The following is an 18,219-nucleotide window of genomic DNA, read 5'->3' on the forward strand; positions in this document are numbered from 1 at the left end:
CAACGCGGCATCAGGCATTTTATCCACCGCGATTAACGGGTTTCGGCCATCAGTTCGCGGCCGATCAGCCAACGGCGGATCTCGCTGGTGCCGGCGCCGATCTCGTACAGCTTGGCGTCGCGCAGCAGGCGGCCGGTGGCGTATTCGTTGATGTAGCCGTTGCCGCCCAGGCACTGGATGGCATCCAGCGCCAGCTGGGTGGCGTTTTCGGCGGCGTACAGGATGGCGCCGGCGGCGTCCTTGCGGGTCTGGCGGCCGGTCTCGCCGCGGTCCAGCGCCTGGCCGACAGCGTAGACGTAGGCGCGGCTGGCGGACAGCTTGACGTACATGTCGGCCAGCTTGCCCTGCATCAGTTGGAAGTCGCCTATCGGTTGGCCGAACTGGCTGCGGTCGTTCAGGTAGGGCACCACGATGTCCAGGCTGGCCTGCATGATGCCCAAGGGGCCGGCCGCCAGCACCGAGCGCTCGTAATCCAGGCCGCTCATTAGCACCTTGACGCCGTTGCCTTCGCCGCCCAGCACGTTCTCTTCCGGCACGAAACAGTTGTCGAAGAAGATGGGGTAGGTGTTGGAGCCGCGCATGCCCAGCTTGTCCAGCTTGCTGCCGTGGGAGAAGCCGCTAAAGCTCTTTTCAATGATGAAGGCGGTGATGCCCTTGGGGCCGGCGTTGACGTCGGTCTTGGCGTAGACCACCAGGGTGTCGGCGTCGCCGCCGTTGGTGATCCACATCTTGCTGCCGTTCAGCAGGTAGCCGCCGTCGGTCTTGTCGGCCTTCAGCTTCATGCTGACCACGTCGGAACCGGCGTTGGGCTCGGACATCGCCAGCGCGCCGACGTGCTCGCCGGAGATCAGCTTGGGCAGGTATTTCGCGCGCTGCGCGTCGTTGCCGTTCTTGTAGATCTGGTTGACGCACAGATTGGAGTGCGCGCCGTAGGACAGGCCCACCGAGGCGCTGGCGCGGCTGATCTCTTCCATGGCGATCATGTGGGCGAGGTAGCCCATGTCCACGCCGCCGTACTGCTCGCTGACGGTGATGCCGAGCAAGCCCAGCTCGCCGAACTTGCGCCACAGATCGGCTGGGAACAGATTGTCCTGGTCGATGGCGGCGGCGCGCGGAGCGATCTCGCGTTCGGCGAAGTCGCGCACCGATTCGCGCAGGAGGTCGTAAGTCTCGCCGAAGGCGAAGCGCAGGCTGCTGTACATGGGGTTCTCCTCGTTGAACGTGCGGCGCGGCTGGCGGCGCCTGATGAACACATCATCGCTTACGTTTACGTAAGCGTCAACATGTCGATATGATGGCCGCCATAGCGGGCGGCCGGGCGTTTATTCGCGGTTGATGACGTGGCGAAGGCTGCGGTCTTCGCTGATCAGCATGTCTTTCATGGGCAGCGGCAAGATGCGCAGCTCGCTGAGCTGCTCGCGGCTGAACCAGTCGAATTCAAAACGTTCGCCGCCGTCCTCCATGATGAACGGCGCGGGGCGCTGCGGCAGCGCGGAGCCGGCGGCCAGATGGGTCTGGAAATACAGGTCCAGCTCATGGTTGCGTTGGCCGCGAGCGGTGAAGAAGTTTTCTATCAGCATGACCATCTCGCCGCAAGACACGGTTTCGCCTAGTTCCTCCAGCATTTCCCGTTCCACCGTCTTGGGCGCTTCCTCGTTGGGGTCTACACGGCCGCCGGGCAGGGTCCAGAAATCGTCGCGGATCAGGCGGTGCAGCAAGACCTTGCCCTCATGCTCGATGATGGCGCCGGCGCGCAGATTGAAGCGGGTGCCGGCTATGTCGACGCTGATAATGCGATATCTCCTTGGCATTTTGGCGGGCGCGCAGCATAGCGCTTTCTCCCGTCATCGACAAGGGCGGGTATCATGGCCGGCTATGTAAATGAAGAAAGAAACGCGATGACGATCTGGGTAGACGCCGACGCCTGTCCCAAGGTGATCAGGGAAGTGTTGTTCCGCGCGGCGCAGCGCACCGGCGTGGAGCTGGTGTTGGTCGCCAACCAGCTGCTGATGGTGCCGAAGGCGCCGAATATCCGCGCGCTGCAGGTGCCCAAGGGCTTCGACGTGGCCGACAACGAGATCGCCCGCCGCATCGAGCCTAATGACTTGTTGATCACCGGCGACATTCCGCTCGCGTCCGAGGTATTGGCCAAGGGCGCGCAGGCGCTGAACTGGCGCGGCGAGGCCTTCTCCAAAGAGACCATCGCCGCCCAACTGACGATGCGCGACTTCATGGATACGCTGCGGGCCAGCGGCGTGCAGACCGAGGGGCCGCCGCCCTTGAGCCAGGCGGACCGGCAGGCCTTTGCCCGCCAGTTGGACATCTGGCTGGCGAAGAGGCGGGTTTGAACCAGCGCTTGCGAGTGGCTGCCTTTTACTGCTCTTCTCGCCAGTTTTAAAAACTTGTTTGAGTTCGCTGCGCGAATGATGATTTTGGGCCGGTTCCGCCCGGTGAACGGGAAGGGCGATTTGTGCGGCCAAATCTCCCTTCACCCTCAAGGCCGCCCTGCAAGCCTGGCCTTCGGCTTCTCGCCGGTTCCCGTCAGTCCCGAGGCGCGGCTGAACTCGCGCCGCGCTAACGTCGCGGCGCTCAAACAGGCAGCCGCTTAAACCCTCGGGCCTACCGCCCGTCGACAGGCTTGAAGGGATGGGGGCGAGTCGGATACGCGGTTTTTATCTGATCAAGTGGTAAAACGCTGTGTAAAAGATCGCGTATAGCTTCCAAGGTACTGGGCAAACGAAAAGCCCCCGAATCCGGGGGCTTTGTCTTATCTGGAAGGGAAGGGGCTCAGGCCTTGCCCAGCTGCGGTTCGGCGTCGAAGTCTTCTTTCTTGGCCTGGGCCGCGCCGGGCTGGCGGATGGTCAGCGAGAACAGCAGGGCGACGATCAACAGCGCCAGGATCAGGTGGAAGGTGGCGAGGAAGCCGCCGAACAGCGAGGCGACGATGGAGCCGACGATGCTGCCGATGCCGAAGCCCAGATAGATCACGCCGTAGTTCTTGGTCAGGTTGTTCAGGCCGAAGAAATCGCTGACCAGCGATGGGTAGACGGTGATGGTGCCGCCGAAGCTGAAGGCGATGCAGGCGATGGCGGCGAAGAACAGGCCGGCGTTGAGCGGCGCGAACAGCAGGGTCAGCATGCCGGCCAGCGCGGCGATCTGGGCGAGGGTGATGACGCGGATGCGCGGCATCTTGTCGGACAGCACGCCCAGCACCAAGCGGCCGGACAGGTTGGCCACGGCGATCACGGCCACGGCGTTGGCGGCGGTGGCGGCCGACAGGTGGACGAAGCTCTCGCCGATGTCCTTGGCCACGCCTATCACGTACAGGCCGCTCATGCACACGGTGAGGAACATCAGCGCCAGCATCCAGTATTGCGGCTGGCGCATCGCCTCGGCCAGCGTGTAGTCGCGGCTGCCGCCGGTTTGCGCGGCGGCGGGCTGCTTGGGCGCGTCGGTCATCAGCAGGGCGCCGGCCACCACCATGGCCATGGCGATCAGGCCCCACAGCTGGAAGGTGGCTTCCAGGCTGAAGCGCGACAGCAAGGCCAGGTTGATGAACTTGAAGCCCAGGCTGCCCAGGCCGTAAGCGCCGATGGCGCAGGCCGAGATCAGGCCCTTGCGCTCCGGGAACCATTTCACGCAGTTGGACAGCGACATCAGGTAGCCGGCGCCGTCGGCGAAGCCCACCAGCAGGCCGGCGCACAGATACAGCATGATCAGGTTGCCGGCGTGGGAGGTCAGGTAGAAGCCCAGGCCCAGCATCAGGCCGGAAGCGATGGCGACCCTGCGCACGCCGAAGCGCTCCTGCAACTTGCCGGCCATCGACGACGCTACCGCCAGCGCGAGGCTGAGCAGGCCGAAGGCGAAAGCCACCTGGCTGACCGGCTCGGAGAGCTTATGCGACAGCAGGGCGTTGAACAGACTCCAGGTATAGACGGAACCCAGCGCGAACTGGGTGATGACGGTACCGGCCAGGGTACGGTAGCGGATGGCGTTGCTTGAGGCGTTCATGGCGCTGCTCGCTTAAAGTCATTACTGTTGGCATGACTATAAGCCTAAGCTTATAAAGGCGGCGCAGCGCGGGAATGAAATGCAGGCAAAGGGGAATGAACTGCAATCAGAGGTGCATCAGCTGCCTGAACGCCTTGATGTTGCTGCGGCTGACCGGTATTTCCGCTTTCAGGTCATACAGCTTGATGATGTAGGTGCTGTTCTGCCAGGGCGCGATTTCGCGGATCTTGTGGATGTTGACGCAGAAGGAGCGATGGCAGCGGAAGAAGCTGTCGGCGGGCAGCCGCGACACGAATTCGCTGATGCTCATCGCCATCACGTAGCGGTCGCGCGCGGTGTAGACCAGGGTGACTTTCTCGTCGGCTTCCACGTAATAAATGTCGTCGCAGGGGGTGACGATGATGCTGTCGCCCTTGGCGAGATTGACGGTGCGGCTGACGGGCGCGCTTTCGGCAGCCTGAGGCGCGGCCGGCGCGGCGCTTGGTGGCGCTGAAGCTTGCGGCTCCTGCGCCTCCAGCCTGGCCAGCACGCTGGCGATGCGGGTTTCGTTATAGGGCTTGAGAATGTAGTCGAAGGCTTCCACCTCGAAGGCGTCCACCGCGAACTCCTTGTAGGCAGTGACGAAGACGATGCGCGGCGGCCGCGCGGTCTTGTGCAGGTTCTTGGCCAGCAGCAGGCCGTCTATCGACGGGATGTTGATGTCCAGGAACACCACGTCGACATCGCGCTCCTGCAGGAATTTGAACGCCTCCAACCCATCCTCGACGCTGGCGGCGATCTCGATGGAACTATGCTCCTGGATCAGGTAGGCCAGCTCCTCGCGCGCCAGGTATTCGTCTTCCACGATCAGCGCTTTCAGCATGCTGCGCCCTCCAGCGGCAGTTCGAAACTCACTTCGGTGCCGGGCTCCAGGCGGGCCAGCGTCAGACCTTCGCCGTACAAGAGCTTGATGCGCTCGTTGACGTTGGACAGGCCGATGCTGCGGCTTTCCACCTTGCCCTCGGCGATGCCGTCCATCACCTCCTGGCTGATGCCGTAGCCGGTGTCGCGCACCGATACCCGGATGCGGTCGTCCCGCTTCTTCACCGCGATGCGCACCTCGCCCGGCTCCTTGCGCGGCTGGATGCCGTGCAGGATGGCGTTCTCCACCAAGGGTTGCAGCAGCAGGCTGGGCACGCGGGCGTGGACTTCGTCGACATCGAACACGACCGACAGCTTGTCGCCGAAGCGCGCCTGCTCGATGGCCACGTAGTCGCGCACCTGTTTCAGCTCCTCCTGGATGTCGATCAGCGTGTCGCCCAGCGACAGGTTGTAGCGCAGGTAGTCGGCCAGCTGGGCGATCAGCTGGCGCGCGTCGGCCGGCCGGATGCGGATCAGCGATGAAATGGCGTTCAGCGCGTTGAACAGGAAGTGCGGGTTGATCTTGCTCTGCAGCGCGGCGAACTCGGCCTTGCGCGCCATCTCCTGCAGCTGCTTGATCCGCGACGCTTCCATCTGGGTGGAGATCAGCTGCGACAGGCCGACGGCCAGCTCGCGCAGCGAGCCGGTGATGCCGCCGCTCTTGCGGAAAAAGATTTTCAGCGTGCCGGTGACGCGGCCGTTTTCGCGCAGCGGAATGATGATCACCGAGTGGAAGTCCGCCACCCGGTACTGGCGCAGGTCGTTCTCGATGATGATCGCATCCTCGCGCACCGCGCGGCGGGTGATTTCGCCGATGGCGGAGTGGGCGGCCGGCTCGTAGTAGTCCTTGCCCAGGCCGACATAGGCCAGCACGTCGCGGGTGTCGGTGATGGCCACCGCGTCGGCGCCGATGTGGTTGCGGATCACCGTGCACACTTCCACCAGCGCGTCGCGGTCCACGTTCTGGAAATAGGGCAGGGTGCGGTTGGCGATGGTCAGCGCCAGCTTGGCCTGGCGCGCCGCCAACAGCTCCTTTTCGTCGTCCAGGTCCTGCACCAGCTTGATGATCAGGCCGATGCAGACGGTGCCGGTGATCATCGGGTAGGCGATGTGGCCGACGATGGCCTGGCCGACCGCCGGCTCGGTGAACCACAGGATCAGCGCCATGGTCAGGCTTTCGCAGGCGATGCCGGCGGCCACGCCATACAGCCACAGCCGCTTGCGTCCGGCGCGGAAATGGATGACGGTGGCCAACAGGCCGGCGCAGATGCTGGAGATCAGGCAGGGCAGCGAGGTGTAGCCGTGGATGTCTATCAGGTAGCGGTGCAGGCCGGAGACGATGCCGGCCGGTATGCCCACCCAGGGGCCGAACAATATGCCGCCGGCCAGGATGGCGATGGTGCGGACGTTGACCAGCGAGCCGTCCACCGGAATGCCGGTATAGGTGCTGAACACGGCGAACAGGCAGAACAGCAGCGACACGCCGGCCAGCTCGGCCGGGGTGTGGCGTTGCTGGCGCAGCAGGTGCTGGAACGGCCGGACGCGAGTCAGGAAGAACAGCGCCATCAACATCAGCGCGGCGCGCTCGAACACCGCGAGCAGCAGCATATTGGGATTGTTTTCTATCATCGGGGGCAAAGCCGCGGCGGCGGCCGCGGAAAACGGAACAGTTGACGCCATTTTAAGGCATGGGAACGACTGGAGCAGCCTGGCGGGCAATAAAAGACCATGGGCATGGGAGGGCCGGAAGCCCGCGGGCTTCCGGCGGCGGCGGGCTTAGCCGCGGGACTGGACCAGCGGGAAGTCCACCGCGGTGGCGGCGGCGTTGTTGACGTAGTTGGTCAGGATGTTCAGCGCCACCGTCAGCACGATTTCCAGCGTTTCCGCCTCATCGAAGCCGGCGCCGCGCAGCGCGGCCAGCTCGGCGTCGGTCACGCGGCCGCGCTGCTTGGCCACATTCAGCGCGAAGCGCAGCGCGGCGCCCTGGCGGGCGTCGGCGCTGGCGAAATCGCGGGCGGCGGCGATTTCATCATCGCCCAGCTTGGCCACATGCTTGGCCAGGTAGCTGTGGGCGGACAGGCAGTAGTCGCAGCCGTTGAATTCGGCCACCGCCAGCGCGATGCGTTCGCGCAGCGCGGCGTCGAGCCTGCCTTTGGCCAGCGCGCCGTTCAGCGACAGATAGCCTTCCAGCGCGGCCGGGCTGCGGGCCAGCAGCTGCATCAGATTGGGCACCATGCCCAGTTGTTGTCGCACGGTGGCGAGCAGCGGCTGGCTGGCGGCGGGGATGTGCTCGGCGGCGGGAATGGCGATGCGGTTCATGGCAAGTCTCCTGGAGTGGGGCGGAACGTTTCCGCCATGGAGAGCACTTTGCCAAATTCTTTATCTTGGAAGAATATCTGTTTTATTTAATTGATTGTTCCGTTTTGAGGAATGACGAGTGGACCGTTTTCATTTGATGGGCGTTTTCGTCGCGGTGGCGGAGGAAGAGGGTTTCGCCGGCGCGGCGCGCAGGCTGAAATTGTCGCCGCCGGCGGTGACGCGCGCGGTGGCGGCGCTGGAGGAAAACCTGGGCGTGCGCCTGCTGAACCGCACCACGCGCTATGTCAGGGTGACCGAAGCCGGCGCGCGTTATCTGGACGACGCGCGCCGCATCCTGGCGGCGGTGGCCGAGGCGGAAGATGCGGCGGCGGGGGGCAACGCCGAGCCGCGCGGCCTGATCCGCCTGACCGCGCCGGTCTTGTTTGGGCGGCTGTACGTGATGCCGGCGGTGCTGGACTTCTTGCGTCAGCACCCGCTGGTGGAGGTGTCGGCGCAGTTGCGCGACAACGTGGTGAACCTGATGGAGGAAGGGCTGGACGCGGCGGTGCGCATCGGCCATTTGCCGGATTCCTCGCTGCGCGCGGTCAGGGTGGGCGAGGTGAGGCGGCTGGTGTGCGCGGCGCCGGACTATCTGGCGCGCCATGGCGCGCCGGCCGCGCCCGAGGATTTGCGGGAACATACGGTGATCGCCTCCACCGCCGCCTCGGCCTCGCTGGAGTGGAAGTTCGGCGCGGACGGCGAGCGGCGGGTGAGAGTGCGGCCGCGGCTGACGGTCAGCGGCAACGACGTGGCGATAGACGCGGCGCAGGGCGGTTTCGGCCTGATCCGGGTGATGTCCTACCAGGTGGCGGAGGCGCTGGCGGCGGGCAAGCTGGAGCGGGTGCTGACGTCTTACGAGAGCGCGCCGCTGCCGATACACATCGTCCACGCCGAAAGCCGCTACGGCTCGACGCGGATGCGCCGCTTCATCGACTTTCTGGCCGAGCGGCTGCGCGCCGACCCCCGGCTTACAGGTTGATTTCCAGCCTGTCCGCGCCAGCGGCGGGATAGGCGCAGCACAGCAGGATCTCGCCGGGCCGGGTTGCATAATCCGGCGGCTGCAGATAGGTGGCCTGGCCGGCAAGCAGCGCGGCGCGGCAACTGCCGCAAGTGCCGCCGCGGCAGCTGAAGTCAGGGTTCAGGCCGCAGGATTCGGCCAGTTCCAGCAGGCTTTGGCCGGGCTGCCATTCGGCATTGACGGCGGACGCGGAAAACCGCACCGGCACCGCGCCGTCGGCCGGCGGCTGCAGCGCCTGCGCGGCATGGCCCTTGCGCTGCAGCCCGGCGGGGCCGAAGGCTTCGGCGTGGATGCGATTGTCGTCGACGCCGGCGGCGGTCAGTTGATCGTACAGCGCCTGCATGAAGCCGGCCGGGCCGCACAGGTAGAAATCGCCGGCCAGATCCGCGCCGGATTTGAGCAGCAGCTTGATATCGACACGGCCGGCATGCTGGTAATCCACGCCCGGCAGGCGGCCGGTTTCCGGTTGGCTGGCGGCCTTGACGATGCGCAGCCTGCCGGCGGCCTTGGCTTGAAGCGTTTCCAATTCCGCGTCGAACGCGCGCTCGGCGACGGTGCGGGTGGCATAGACCAGCAGCGTCGGCGGCATCGCGGCGGGATGCTCCGTCAGCTGGTGCAGCATCGCCAACAACGGGGTGATGCCGATGCCGCCGGCCAGCATGGCGATTGGCCGGTCGGCATGCGCCAGCGTGAAATCGCCGCGCGGCGGCAGCGCTTCCACGATGTCGCCCGGCGCCAGCTGGTGCAGCCGGGCGGATGCCTTGCCCTGGCGCTTGACGCTGATGCGGTAGCCGCCGGTGCGCGACAGCGTGTAGTTGCGCAGGCGCACGCCGTCCACGCCGGCCACTTTCAGGCTCAGATGCTGGCCGGGCAGAAACGCCGGCGGCGGGGAGCCGTCGGCTGGGGCCAGGTAGATCGATCTGACCGAATCGCTTTCGTCCTCCACGCGGCTGACCCGCAGTGGCAGCCATTGCCGCTCCGGGGCCTGCTGCGGCCAGGAGCCGGTGGCCAGCGCGAACGGCGAGTACTCGCGCAGCGTCCAGCGCAGCGCCAAAGCGTTGCGGCGGCGGACCACGCGCTCGACGCGGAAGGTCCACGCCCGCTCGGCGCCGGCCAATGGGGGCGGCGCTTCCATGTCCGGCACCTCGGCCCGGCCGGCAAGCTGCAGCGTGTCGCCGCTGGAAAAGTCGACGAACAGCAGGCAGGCGCGCGGCTGCAGCAACAGGTTGCCCAAGGTGTTGAAGTAGCCGTTGCCGGCAAAATCGGGAATGGTCAGCGTGTCGCCATCCACCTTGACGAAGCCGGGCTTGCCGCCGCGGTGCGACGCGTCGGCCTGCCAGCGGCCTTCTTCGCCGATCCAGGCGCTGGCGATGAAGAAGGTGTCGGCGGACGAGATCGCGGCGCGCGCGTCATCGTCCAGCTCGTGCATCCACTCCACCGAGCCCAGGATGCGCGGCCCAGGTTCGCGCGCGAATTCGAACTCGCGCAGCTGAATGTATTTGGGGCAATTGCCGAAGGACTGGCCGACGGCGATGGTGAAGCCATCGTCGTCCAGCGCCGTCAGCTCGCCGTTCATCCGGTTGCGGCGGCGGGTGTGAAGCTCGATGCCGAGCAGGCCCACCGCCGCGCCGGGGCGCAGGCAGTCGCGCAGCGGATCGGCCGGGCTGGGCTGGGCGTTTATCCGCAAGCTGCGCGGATCGGGCGAGCCGGCGAAGCCGGGCCTGCCCTCGACGATGCCCGCCCATGGCCTGCCGGCCTCGTCCACCGCCGCCATCACCATGAAGGGCAGCTGGCGGAAGAAGTCGCGGTGTTGCTCCGGCATGTGGTCGCGGATCACGCGCGGGCCGGCGGCGGCCATCCTCTCCTGGCTGCCGGCGCGGCGCTGCATTTCCAGTTCGCCGGGATGCCAGGGGGAGGGGGCGGGGCGGGTGTCGGACATCACTTGTTCCTGTTGTTCAAGCGTTGACGGCCGGCATGGCCACGAAACCGGGCAGCGCTTCCACGCGAGCCAGCCAGGCGCGGACCTGTGGGTATGGTTCCAGCGATATTTCCCCTTCCGGCGCATGGGCGCTGTAGCTGTACAGCGCGACGTCGGCGATGGTGGCGGCGTCGCCGGCCAGGAAGCGGCGCTCGGCCAGCTCCTCGTCCATCACCTGCAGCAGCGCCTTGGCGCGGCTGGCGGCCAGTTCGTAGTCCAGCGGCACGCCAAGCCATTTGTGCAGCCGGGCCTGGGCGGCGCCGAATGCCAGCGGGCCGGCGGCGACGGATAGCCAGCGCTGCACCCGGGCTTCGCGGACTGGATCGGATGGCAGCCAGTCGCCGTGGCCATAGCGGCGCGCCAGGTAAACCAGGATGGCGTTGGAGTCGGCGATCACCTCGTCGCCGTCCACCAGCACCGGAATCTGGCCGAAGCGGTTGAGCTTGAGGAAGGCCGGCTGCTTGTGCTCGCCGTCGCGCAGATTGACCGGTATGGCTTGGTATTCCAGGCCCAGCAGCGCCAGCATCAGCCGGGCGCGGTGGCTGTGGCCGGACAGGACGAAATCGTAAAGTTTGATGGCGGGACGGGTCATGCGTTTCTCCTAGGGGGAAAAAACGGGATTCGGGCCATCATTCTGCCTGGCAATGATGAGGACATGAATCTCCGCCGCTGACAATGGATCATTCCACTTTCCGGAATAAACCGGCTCAGCCGTTCGGTGCCTCCAGCGCGGCCAGCAATTCCGCCAGCCGCTTTTCCAGCGCGTCCACGCTGCGGGCCGGCAGCGCGGACAGGATCGCGTGCTCGTTGGCGACGTGGCCTTCCAGCGCGCGCTCCACCAGGGCGAAACCTTCGCCGCTCAAGCGCACCAGCGTGCTGCGCGCGTCCTGATTGCTGGCTTCGCGCACGATCCAGCCCTTGCCCTCCAGCACTTTCAACCTGTGGGTCATGGTGCCCGAGGTGACCATCAGCGACGAGAACAGTTCGGTCGGTGCCAGCTGGTAGGGCGCGCCGGCGCGGCGCAGCGTGGCCAGCACGTCGAACTCCCAGCCGCTGAGGCCGTATTCGGCGAACACCCCGTCCAGCCGTTGCGACAGCAGCGCGGCGCAGCGGCTGAGCCGACCGATCACCCCCATCGGGCTGACGTCCAGATCCGGGCGCTCGCGCGCCCATTGTTCGAGTATGCGGTCCACCGCGTCGCCGGGAAGGGTATCGCTCATGCCGTCTCCTTGTCTTGATTTCAAGATTTATTTGCCTTGAATTCGAGATAAATGTTATCTTGAATTCAAGTTAATAATGTTTGAATTATAAGCTCAAGCGGAAGGATTGCCCATGTCTGCGGAAAATAATGATGCCGTCCACTGGCGCGACGTGTTGCTCACGGCGCTCACCCCGGTGATCTGGGGTTCCACCTATATTGTCACCACCCAGCTGTTGCCGCCGGACCGGCCATTCATCGCGGCTTTGCTGCGGGTGTTGCCGGCTGGCCTGTTGCTGGTGTGGATGGGCGGCTGGCGCCCGCGCTCGGCGGAGTGGGGCAGGCTGTTGATCCTATCCGCGCTCAATATCGGCGCGTTCCAGGCCTTGCTGTTTGTCGCCGCCTACCGGCTGCCGGGCGGTCTGGCGGCAGTGGTGGGCGCTTGCCAGCCCCTGCTGGTGATGGCGCTGGCCTGGCGGCTGGACAGCAGGCGGCCGGCGGCGCTGGCGCTGTGGGCCAGCCTGTCGGGCGTGGCGGGCATGGCGGCGCTGTTGCTGTCGCCGGGTTCGAGCTGGGACGGAGTGGGCATGCTGGCGGCCTTCGGCGGCGCGGTGGCGATGGCCTGCGGCACTTATCTGACCCGGCGTTGGAAGCTGCCGGCTCCGGTGACGGCGCTGACAGGCTGGCAACTGACGCTGGGCGGGCTGATGCTGCTGCCGCTGGCGCTGGCCGTCGATCCGCCGTTGCCCGCCCTGGGCTGGACACAGGTGGCCGGCTACGCCTACCTGGGCTTGTTCGGCGCGCTGCTGGCCTATCTATTGTGGTTCCGCGGCATCGCGCGGCTGTCGCCGGTGGCGGTGTCGTCGCTGGGCCTGCTCAGCCCGCTGACCGCGGTGATCCTGGGATGGGCGCTGCTGGGGCAGGCCTTGTCCGCGCAATCGCTGCTGGGCATGGCGGTGGTGCTGGCCAGCGTGTTGGCGGTGCAGTGGGGCATGATGAATGCCGCGCCAAAGTAGGAGCGCTTGAGCTTGGCCCTGCTGGCAACGCCGCTGACGCCGTGCATCGCCGGCGGGTGCGCTTTGGTTCTGGTCCTCTGTGAGGTTTTTAGCAGCTCTTAGCGCGACTCATGCGGGTTGAGCCGCGCCATCATCAAGACATCCAGATCGCGGCCGTCGATGTTGATGGCACGGCGTTTGCGGCCCTCCAGCTCGAAGCCATGTTTTGCGTAGAGTTTGATCGCGTGGATATTGTCTTCATGCACGGTCAGCTCCAGGCGGCGGAAGCCGCGCTGTTCCGCTAATCGTAGGGTGTTTTCCATCAGCCATCCGCCCAGGCCCATGCCGCGGTAGCGTGGGAGCAGGCCCATGCCGAGCGTGCCGCCATGCTGATAAATGGGGAGGCGATGAGGGATGACGTCGCACCAGCCAACGACTTGATTGCCATCCAGCAACAGCAAGTGAGGGGCTTGGCAGGCCAGTTGGCTGCGCACGTATTCCGCCGAAGCCGCTTGCGGAATTTCCAGAAAGGCCAGATAGCGCCGTTCTTTTGCCACGCTGTCGGTGACGCGCCAGAAATCCGCGGCGCGCTCCAAAGTCAGCGGTTGCAGCGTGTATGGGGCGGTGTACGGGCTTGGCATGGGGCATCTCCTGATCGAGCCGGCCATTGTGCCGAAGAGGAAATGCCAATGCAATAATTCCTTGGGTCAGGCTGCCGCGCCGCCGCCCGCGATCACGCCGCGGCAGTGCGTTTCCAGCGCGCCGATCTCGTCCAGCACCGCGTCGATGTCGCGGCGTTGCTCTTCCAGCTGGCGCCGCCGGTCCAGCAGCAGGTCCAGCAGTTTCTGGGACTGGCTGGCCTCGTCGTGCGCCAGCTGGTACATGTCTATGATTTCGCGGATTTCCGCCAGCGACAGGCCGATGCGCTTGCCGCGCAGGATCAGTCTCAGCCGGGCGCGGTCGCGGCGGGTGAACAGGCGTTGGCGGCCGTCGCGCCTGGGCTCGATCAGGCCTTGTTCCTCATAGAAGCGGATGGTCCGCAGGGTGACGTCGAATTCGCGCGCCAGGTCGGAGATGGTGAAAAGTTCGGCTTGGTTCATAGATTTCCTTACAGGCGCGATTGTAGCGTTTTTCCCACGGGGCTTGCTGAAAGCTTGATTTACGTTTACGTAATCGTCAATCTGTTCCTTCAAGATTTTAAGAGTGTCGTCGCTGAAAAACCGCATCGCAAGCGCTGCGGCCAGTCATGATCGATACGGGGAATGAGTGTCACGTTAGGCGAGACTGGCCAACGGGCATGGCTGAATGCGAGGCTACCGCTTGGCTGCCCAGTGAGCGGATCGATGAGGCAAGGCTGCGCTTCTTGCGCTGAGCCAGGCGCCAGGCGTCAGGACCGCGTCAAGAAGGCGGGACCCCCGAAGGCGTCCCGCATCTGGCGGGAAGGAGGATTCGGCAGCTCAGACTGCCGTTGACGACTTCTGAGCGTTTTATCGCACTACCCATACTTGATTATCGTTGCCTGACATGCAATCCCATACCTGAACGTTGGTGCCGTTCGTGGTCCCGCCGCCGCTGACATCCAGACATTTGCCGCCGACCCAGACAATCCTGCCGGGAAAGTTGGAGTCGGTCGACCATTGCTGGTTGCGGTTGCCCGCCTGGCAGTCCCAGATTTGGACATTGGTGCCGTTGGCGGTGCCCCCGCCCGAGACATCCAGGCATTTGGCGGTTCCTGCCCAAATGATTCTTCCCTGGCTGAGTATCCATTGCTGGTTGCCGTTTCCGGGCTGGCATTGCCACATCTGGACATTGGTGCCGTTGGCCGTGCCGCCGCCGCTGACATCCAGACAGTTGCCGCCATGACCAATAACCGTGGCGGCATGCGCGGCGGCGCTGAACAAGGATACGCTTCCAAGCATGGCCAAGCTCATCAATACGGAGTGAGTTACTTTCTTCATGTCAATCTCCAAATCAGAGAGTCAATCAGGATTCGTTAGCGGTCACATTTGATATCGAAATATCCGGCTTCGGTTTCCTGGTATGGCTGGAGACGTGGAGCATGGGTGTTTCTTAATGCCGATGGCTGCCTATCGGCGCAACATGACTGCCAGAGCGAATGCTTTACTGCCACATGATTATGGAATCTGGTTTTGCGCATTCAAGATGGTATGTTTACTCATATAAGTTATTGTTTTTAATGGATAAGTTATTCGTTTTGCAGATGAGAAAATGCAAGCTGAGCAAGCGGCATTCAGGGAGGGGTGATGGATCGCAGTGCGGCGCCGAAATGGGGGAGCTTTGTGTCCCTGGCAAGCAACTGGTGCATTGAGGAGCGCCGCCAGGGCTGATGGGTGGCAAATACGGCGCCTGGCGGCAAGAGGCGCGTGCGAGTCGTTTGGGCGCAGCGAAACTGCGGCGTGAGAGCGTTCCCGTTCTTTTTGCCAGGGATTGGGGCACCCATTGCACGACTCCCCGCTACATCGGGTTCGTCGACTATTTGCCGATGACCGCCATCGGCAAAATCCAGAAATGCCTGATGCGGCGGACGATGGCGAAAAGCTGAGTCTGAACGACGCCAGGACGGCCTGATCGAGGACAAGAACGCTAGTCGAAATGCGAGGCCGCCGCCGCGCTTTTGGCTTACAATGCCGCCAGACCAGATACATCCAGAGGAATCACACCATGACCGCAACCGTTTTCAATGATGCAGACCTGACCCGTCTCGAAACCCTGCTGACGCCGCTGTCGGCCAGCGGCAGCACCATGCGCCCGGACGAGGTGCAGGGCTTCTTCTCCGCCTTGGTCAGCGGTCCGGACGCGGTGGACACTGACTTCTGGCTGCCGGAAGTGCTGGGCGACGCGCCGGCTTTCGAAAACCCGGCCGACGAGGCCGAGCTGAAGGCCCTGCTGCAGAAGCTGTTCGACGCCACCCGCGACGCGCTGGCCGCGGGCGAGGAGCTGGACCTGATTCTGTACGCCGAGGAAGACAGCGGCGAAGAGGGCGAGCCGGACTACTGGCCGTGGGCCAACGCCTACCTGTACGCGCTGGATCTGGTCGATACCGACTGGTTCGAAGTGGCGGAAGAGGATGAAGGCTTCGAAAGCCTGATGATGCCGATGCTGGTGCTGGGCGGCGCCTTCGAGGACGAGGAAGGCGGCGAAGATCTGCTGACGTTCACCGACGAAGAAGTCGACGGCTACAAGGGCGAGCTGAGCGACGCGCTGGCCGCGGTGTTCGCCTACTGGCGCGCCAAGGACCAGGCCCCCACCACCGTTCGCCGCGAAGGCGACAAGGTGGGCCGCAACGATCTGTGCCCGTGCGGCAGCGGCAAGAAATACAAGGCCTGCTGCGGCGCCAACTGAGGCTGCCAGGACCATGGTGAAAGCGGACTTCGGTCCGCTTTTTTGTTTGCGCCGGCCGCGAGCTCCCGGCTTGGCAGGCTGGCATGGCGCTGGCCGGAAGCCGGAGCGGGTGATAGAACGAATCGTGGCGAACGGGGCCGGCAATTTAGGCCTATGTCGGCAAGATGCCAAGCAGAAGGCAGGGAGAGGGCGATGGACTGGAAATCCTGGTTTGGCGCCGGCGCCATCGCGCTGGCCGCTACAGCCTCGCTGGGCGCGGAGGTGGCGTCGATGCGGATTCAGCGTCCGGAAGGACTGCGCGATTATCTGCTTGCGACGCCGCATCCCTTGCCGGCGGGCAAGCGTCCGTTGGTGATTCTGCTGCATGGCCACGGCGGTTCGGCGCGCCAGCTGCTGGGCTTGGGGGCAGGGGCGGCGCCATTGTCGCAATGGATGGAGATCGCCGACCGCGAAGGCTTGCTGCTGGCGGTTCCCGACGGCGCGCGCGGCGGCGACGGCAAGCCGGGCTGGCATGATTGCCGGGCCGATGCCACCAAGAACCCGCAGACCGACGACGTCGGCCTGATAGCGGCCATCATCCGGCGCGAAGTGGCAGAGCGCGGCGCCGATTCGGCCCGCGTCTACGCAATGGGCATGTCGAATGGCGGCATGATGGTCTTCCGCCTGGCCAGCGAGTTGGGAGACGGCCTGGCGGCGTTCGCCACCGTCGGCGCGTCGATGGCGCGCAGCAGTGGTTGCGCCGCGCCCAGTCATCCTTTATCCGCGCTGATCATCGCCGGCACCGCAGACCCGGTAGTGCCCTATGCAGGCGGGCAGGTTCGCCTGTTCGACGAAAAAGGGCGGGGCGAGGTGGTCCCGGTGGCGGACAGCGCCGCGTTCTGGCGCCGGCTGGACGATCTGCCGGACATTCCGCATGTCACCGCGCAGTTGCCGCATGCCAGCGCCGGCGATCCGACGCGGGCCACGCTGACTCAATGGGGGGAGGATGGTCCGGGGCGCAGAGTGCTGCTGCTGACCATCAGCGGCGGCGGCCATGTCGAGCCCAGCGTGGCCCATCGGGTCGGCGCGTTATACACGCATCTGCTGGGGCATCAGAATGGCGATGTGGAGTCGGCAGAGCTGGCCTGGAGGCTGTTTCGCGACCAGAGAAAGCCGTGAGTTCATCAACGCGCGGCAGGCGCGCAGCCTTGAGACTTGAGCTGCGGGGCTAGACGGCCAGCAGCCGTTCCTCGAACAGCTGCTGGGTCAGCAGAAGCAGGCCCTGCAGCTGGTCGGCGACGACGGGCGTATAGACATTCAACTGGCGCAGCACCTGGCAGGTTTCCTGGTAGCCGCGCTCCAGCCCGGAGCGAGCCAGCGGCGCGAACGCCTGCAGGAGGGCCTGTTGGGGCAGATCTTCGCGCTGCCGGCGATAAAGCTCCAGCAGGATTTCCATGCCCAACAGCAGGCGCTGGCTGTGGCTGCCGCCGGTCAGCTCGTTTTCCGGCGGCAGCACCGGTTCGATGTCCAGGCCGGCCAGGCGGGAGATTTGGTCCATCGCCGCGCTGAACAGCAGTTCGGCGGCTTGCGAGCCCTGGCTGAGGCTGATGTCGGCGCTGTCCTCTCCCGCGGGTGTGTCGCCGTGCTGGCCGCTCCGGTATGAGACGGCGAATGGCTCGTGGCTGCCGGCCGGCCGCGGCTGCACGCCGCGGATCGGTTGCACGGCGATATCGTTCTCCTCCGCCATCGCCGCCTCCCGCAGGCTCAGCTAGCGCTGGCCTGGCTGGTTCCCGTCCCGGACGAGGCCGACTTGGCGCTGGAGGACAGGTTGCTTTGCAGGAAGGCGTCCAGGCCTTTTTCGACCAGATCCTTGGTTTTCTCCACCCCGCTTTGCACGTCGCCGTTGAATACCTTGAGGCTCTTCAGGATGTCGGTGGCTTCGCCGTAACCCTGTTCGAAGCCTTGGCGGATCAGGTTGACGAAGTTTTTGGCCTGGTCGTCGGCGCTGAGTTCGGGATGCTGTTGCTGGTACAGCGCGAACATGCCGGTGGCGCCGTCCAAGATGCGCTTGGAGGTGGCTTCCGGCGAGTTGTCGTCGCTCTGGCCGTCCTGCTGGATGGAAATGCTCAGCTGGGTGCTGCTGACTTGCAGCGACGCGCTGCCCTGATTTTGCTGAGAGCCGTTCTGATTGGAGAAGTCGGCGTTGAGAATCTGGGTGATATTGGTGATCGACGCGCGGAACAGCAGGGTTTGCGACTGCTTGCCGCTGCTGATCGACACATCCAGCGACTGCACCAGCACCGCATTGAGTTGGTTGCGGGTATTTTGGGCGCTGTAGGCGGCATCCTTGGCCGGGAGCGCGCTGCCGGCCTGGCCGGGCTGATTGTTGTTCAGAGAGGATATCGACATCACGGACTCC

General features: G+C 65.0%; 20 protein-coding genes. 6 read left to right on the plus strand and 14 right to left on the minus strand.

The features are described 5' to 3' along the window. Nucleotides 1-32 precede the first annotated feature (32 nt). The gene (locus ACY3GB_RS22625) at nt 33-1,202 is read right to left on the minus strand and encodes an isovaleryl-CoA dehydrogenase (protein ID WP_463090719.1); all 1,170 of its coding nucleotides are present in this window, start codon (nt 1,200-1,202) and stop codon (nt 33-35) included. A gap of 120 nt (nt 1,203-1,322) precedes the next feature. Next, a complete protein-coding gene (locus tag ACY3GB_RS22630; protein WP_463090720.1) occupies nt 1,323-1,811 on the minus strand; it encodes an NUDIX hydrolase in 489 nt (162 codons plus the stop codon). A gap of 87 nt (nt 1,812-1,898) precedes the next feature. Between ACY3GB_RS22630 and ACY3GB_RS22635 the strand changes: the two genes are divergently transcribed. Beyond that, nucleotides 1,899-2,348, plus strand: coding sequence for a YaiI/YqxD family protein (locus ACY3GB_RS22635; RefSeq protein WP_463090721.1), 450 nt, complete (start codon nt 1,899-1,901; stop codon nt 2,346-2,348). A gap of 439 nt (nt 2,349-2,787) precedes the next feature. On the opposite strand, the gene ACY3GB_RS22640 is transcribed toward ACY3GB_RS22635, so the two are convergent. The 4 genes from ACY3GB_RS22640 to ACY3GB_RS22655 all read right to left on the minus strand — a co-directional run bounded on the left by ACY3GB_RS22640 (nt 2,788) and on the right by ACY3GB_RS22655 (nt 7,230). Beyond that, nucleotides 2,788-4,011 carry an L-lactate MFS transporter gene (locus tag ACY3GB_RS22640; RefSeq protein ID WP_463090722.1) on the minus strand — a complete coding sequence of 408 codons (1,224 nt, stop codon included), beginning with the start codon at nt 4,009-4,011 and terminating at the stop codon, nt 2,788-2,790. A gap of 106 nt (nt 4,012-4,117) precedes the next feature. Next, on the minus strand, nt 4,118-4,873 hold the full coding sequence (locus tag ACY3GB_RS22645; protein WP_463090723.1) for a LytR/AlgR family response regulator transcription factor: 756 nt from the start codon (nt 4,871-4,873) through the stop codon (nt 4,118-4,120). Next, on the minus strand, nt 4,867-6,540 hold the full coding sequence (locus ACY3GB_RS22650) for a LytS/YhcK type 5TM receptor domain-containing protein (RefSeq protein ID WP_463090724.1): 1,674 nt from the start codon (nt 6,538-6,540) through the stop codon (nt 4,867-4,869). The genes ACY3GB_RS22645 and ACY3GB_RS22650 overlap by 7 nt, the downstream gene beginning before the upstream one ends. Nucleotides 6,541-6,687: 147 nt before the next feature. After that, a complete protein-coding gene (locus ACY3GB_RS22655) occupies nt 6,688-7,230 on the minus strand; it encodes a carboxymuconolactone decarboxylase family protein (protein WP_463090725.1) in 543 nt (180 codons plus the stop codon). Between the two features lie 118 nt (nt 7,231-7,348). Between ACY3GB_RS22655 and ACY3GB_RS22660 the strand changes: the two genes are divergently transcribed. After that, nucleotides 7,349-8,248 carry a LysR family transcriptional regulator gene (locus ACY3GB_RS22660; protein WP_463090726.1) on the plus strand — a complete coding sequence of 300 codons (900 nt, stop codon included), beginning with the start codon at nt 7,349-7,351 and terminating at the stop codon, nt 8,246-8,248. On the opposite strand, the gene ACY3GB_RS22665 is transcribed toward ACY3GB_RS22660, so the two are convergent. The 3 genes from ACY3GB_RS22665 to ACY3GB_RS22675 form a co-directional block, all read right to left on the minus strand. Beyond that, nucleotides 8,238-10,226, minus strand: coding sequence for a 2Fe-2S iron-sulfur cluster-binding protein (locus tag ACY3GB_RS22665; RefSeq protein WP_463090727.1), 1,989 nt, complete (start codon nt 10,224-10,226; stop codon nt 8,238-8,240). The genes ACY3GB_RS22660 and ACY3GB_RS22665 overlap by 11 nt on opposite strands. A 16-nt stretch (nt 10,227-10,242) precedes the next feature. Beyond that, a complete protein-coding gene (locus tag ACY3GB_RS22670; protein WP_463090728.1) occupies nt 10,243-10,857 on the minus strand; it encodes a glutathione S-transferase family protein in 615 nt (204 codons plus the stop codon). Nucleotides 10,858-10,972: 115 nt separating this feature from the next. Then, nucleotides 10,973-11,485: a MarR family winged helix-turn-helix transcriptional regulator gene (locus tag ACY3GB_RS22675; RefSeq protein WP_463090729.1), complete on the minus strand. Its 513-nt coding sequence runs from the start codon at nt 11,483-11,485 to the stop codon at nt 10,973-10,975. A gap of 112 nt (nt 11,486-11,597) precedes the next feature. Here ACY3GB_RS22675 and ACY3GB_RS22680 point away from each other — a divergent pair, with 112 nt between their 5' ends. Further along, the gene (locus ACY3GB_RS22680; RefSeq protein ID WP_463090730.1) at nt 11,598-12,479 is read left to right on the plus strand and encodes an EamA family transporter; all 882 of its coding nucleotides are present in this window, start codon (nt 11,598-11,600) and stop codon (nt 12,477-12,479) included. Between the two features lie 98 nt (nt 12,480-12,577). On the opposite strand, the gene ACY3GB_RS22685 is transcribed toward ACY3GB_RS22680, so the two are convergent. The 3 genes from ACY3GB_RS22685 to ACY3GB_RS22695 all read right to left on the minus strand — a co-directional run bounded on the left by ACY3GB_RS22685 (nt 12,578) and on the right by ACY3GB_RS22695 (nt 14,416). Then, nucleotides 12,578-13,153: an N-acetyltransferase family protein gene (locus ACY3GB_RS22685; protein ID WP_463090731.1), complete on the minus strand. Its 576-nt coding sequence runs from the start codon at nt 13,151-13,153 to the stop codon at nt 12,578-12,580. A gap of 12 nt (nt 13,154-13,165) precedes the next feature. Then, nucleotides 13,166-13,558: a MerR family transcriptional regulator gene (locus ACY3GB_RS22690; RefSeq protein ID WP_463090732.1), complete on the minus strand. Its 393-nt coding sequence runs from the start codon at nt 13,556-13,558 to the stop codon at nt 13,166-13,168. Between the two features lie 387 nt (nt 13,559-13,945). Then, nucleotides 13,946-14,416 carry an RICIN domain-containing protein gene (locus ACY3GB_RS22695; RefSeq protein ID WP_463090733.1) on the minus strand — a complete coding sequence of 157 codons (471 nt, stop codon included), beginning with the start codon at nt 14,414-14,416 and terminating at the stop codon, nt 13,946-13,948. 389 nt (nt 14,417-14,805) lie between these two features. Between ACY3GB_RS22695 and ACY3GB_RS22700 the strand changes: the two genes are divergently transcribed. The 3 genes from ACY3GB_RS22700 to ACY3GB_RS22710 all read left to right on the plus strand — a co-directional run bounded on the left by ACY3GB_RS22700 (nt 14,806) and on the right by ACY3GB_RS22710 (nt 16,979). After that, nucleotides 14,806-15,021: a hypothetical protein gene (locus ACY3GB_RS22700; RefSeq protein ID WP_463090734.1), complete on the plus strand. Its 216-nt coding sequence runs from the start codon at nt 14,806-14,808 to the stop codon at nt 15,019-15,021. 119 nt (nt 15,022-15,140) lie between these two features. Then, nucleotides 15,141-15,821, plus strand: a complete 681-nt coding sequence (locus tag ACY3GB_RS22705) for a UPF0149 family protein (protein ID WP_463090735.1) — start codon at nt 15,141-15,143, stop codon at nt 15,819-15,821. Nucleotides 15,822-16,013: 192 nt separating this feature from the next. Then, the gene (locus tag ACY3GB_RS22710) at nt 16,014-16,979 is read left to right on the plus strand and encodes a CE1 family esterase (RefSeq protein ID WP_463090736.1); all 966 of its coding nucleotides are present in this window, start codon (nt 16,014-16,016) and stop codon (nt 16,977-16,979) included. A gap of 49 nt (nt 16,980-17,028) precedes the next feature. Here the strand turns inward: ACY3GB_RS22710 and ACY3GB_RS22715 are convergent, their stop codons facing one another. Together ACY3GB_RS22715 and ACY3GB_RS22720 are read right to left on the minus strand one after the other, a co-directional pair. Continuing rightward, nucleotides 17,029-17,547, minus strand: coding sequence for a DUF5610 domain-containing protein (locus ACY3GB_RS22715; protein ID WP_463090737.1), 519 nt, complete (start codon nt 17,545-17,547; stop codon nt 17,029-17,031). Between the two features lie 17 nt (nt 17,548-17,564). Then, nucleotides 17,565-18,209 carry a DUF5610 domain-containing protein gene (locus tag ACY3GB_RS22720; RefSeq protein WP_463090738.1) on the minus strand — a complete coding sequence of 215 codons (645 nt, stop codon included), beginning with the start codon at nt 18,207-18,209 and terminating at the stop codon, nt 17,565-17,567. Between the last annotated feature and the right edge of the window lie 10 nt (nt 18,210-18,219).

Source organism: Chromobacterium sp. Ag138 (assembly GCF_055181315.1).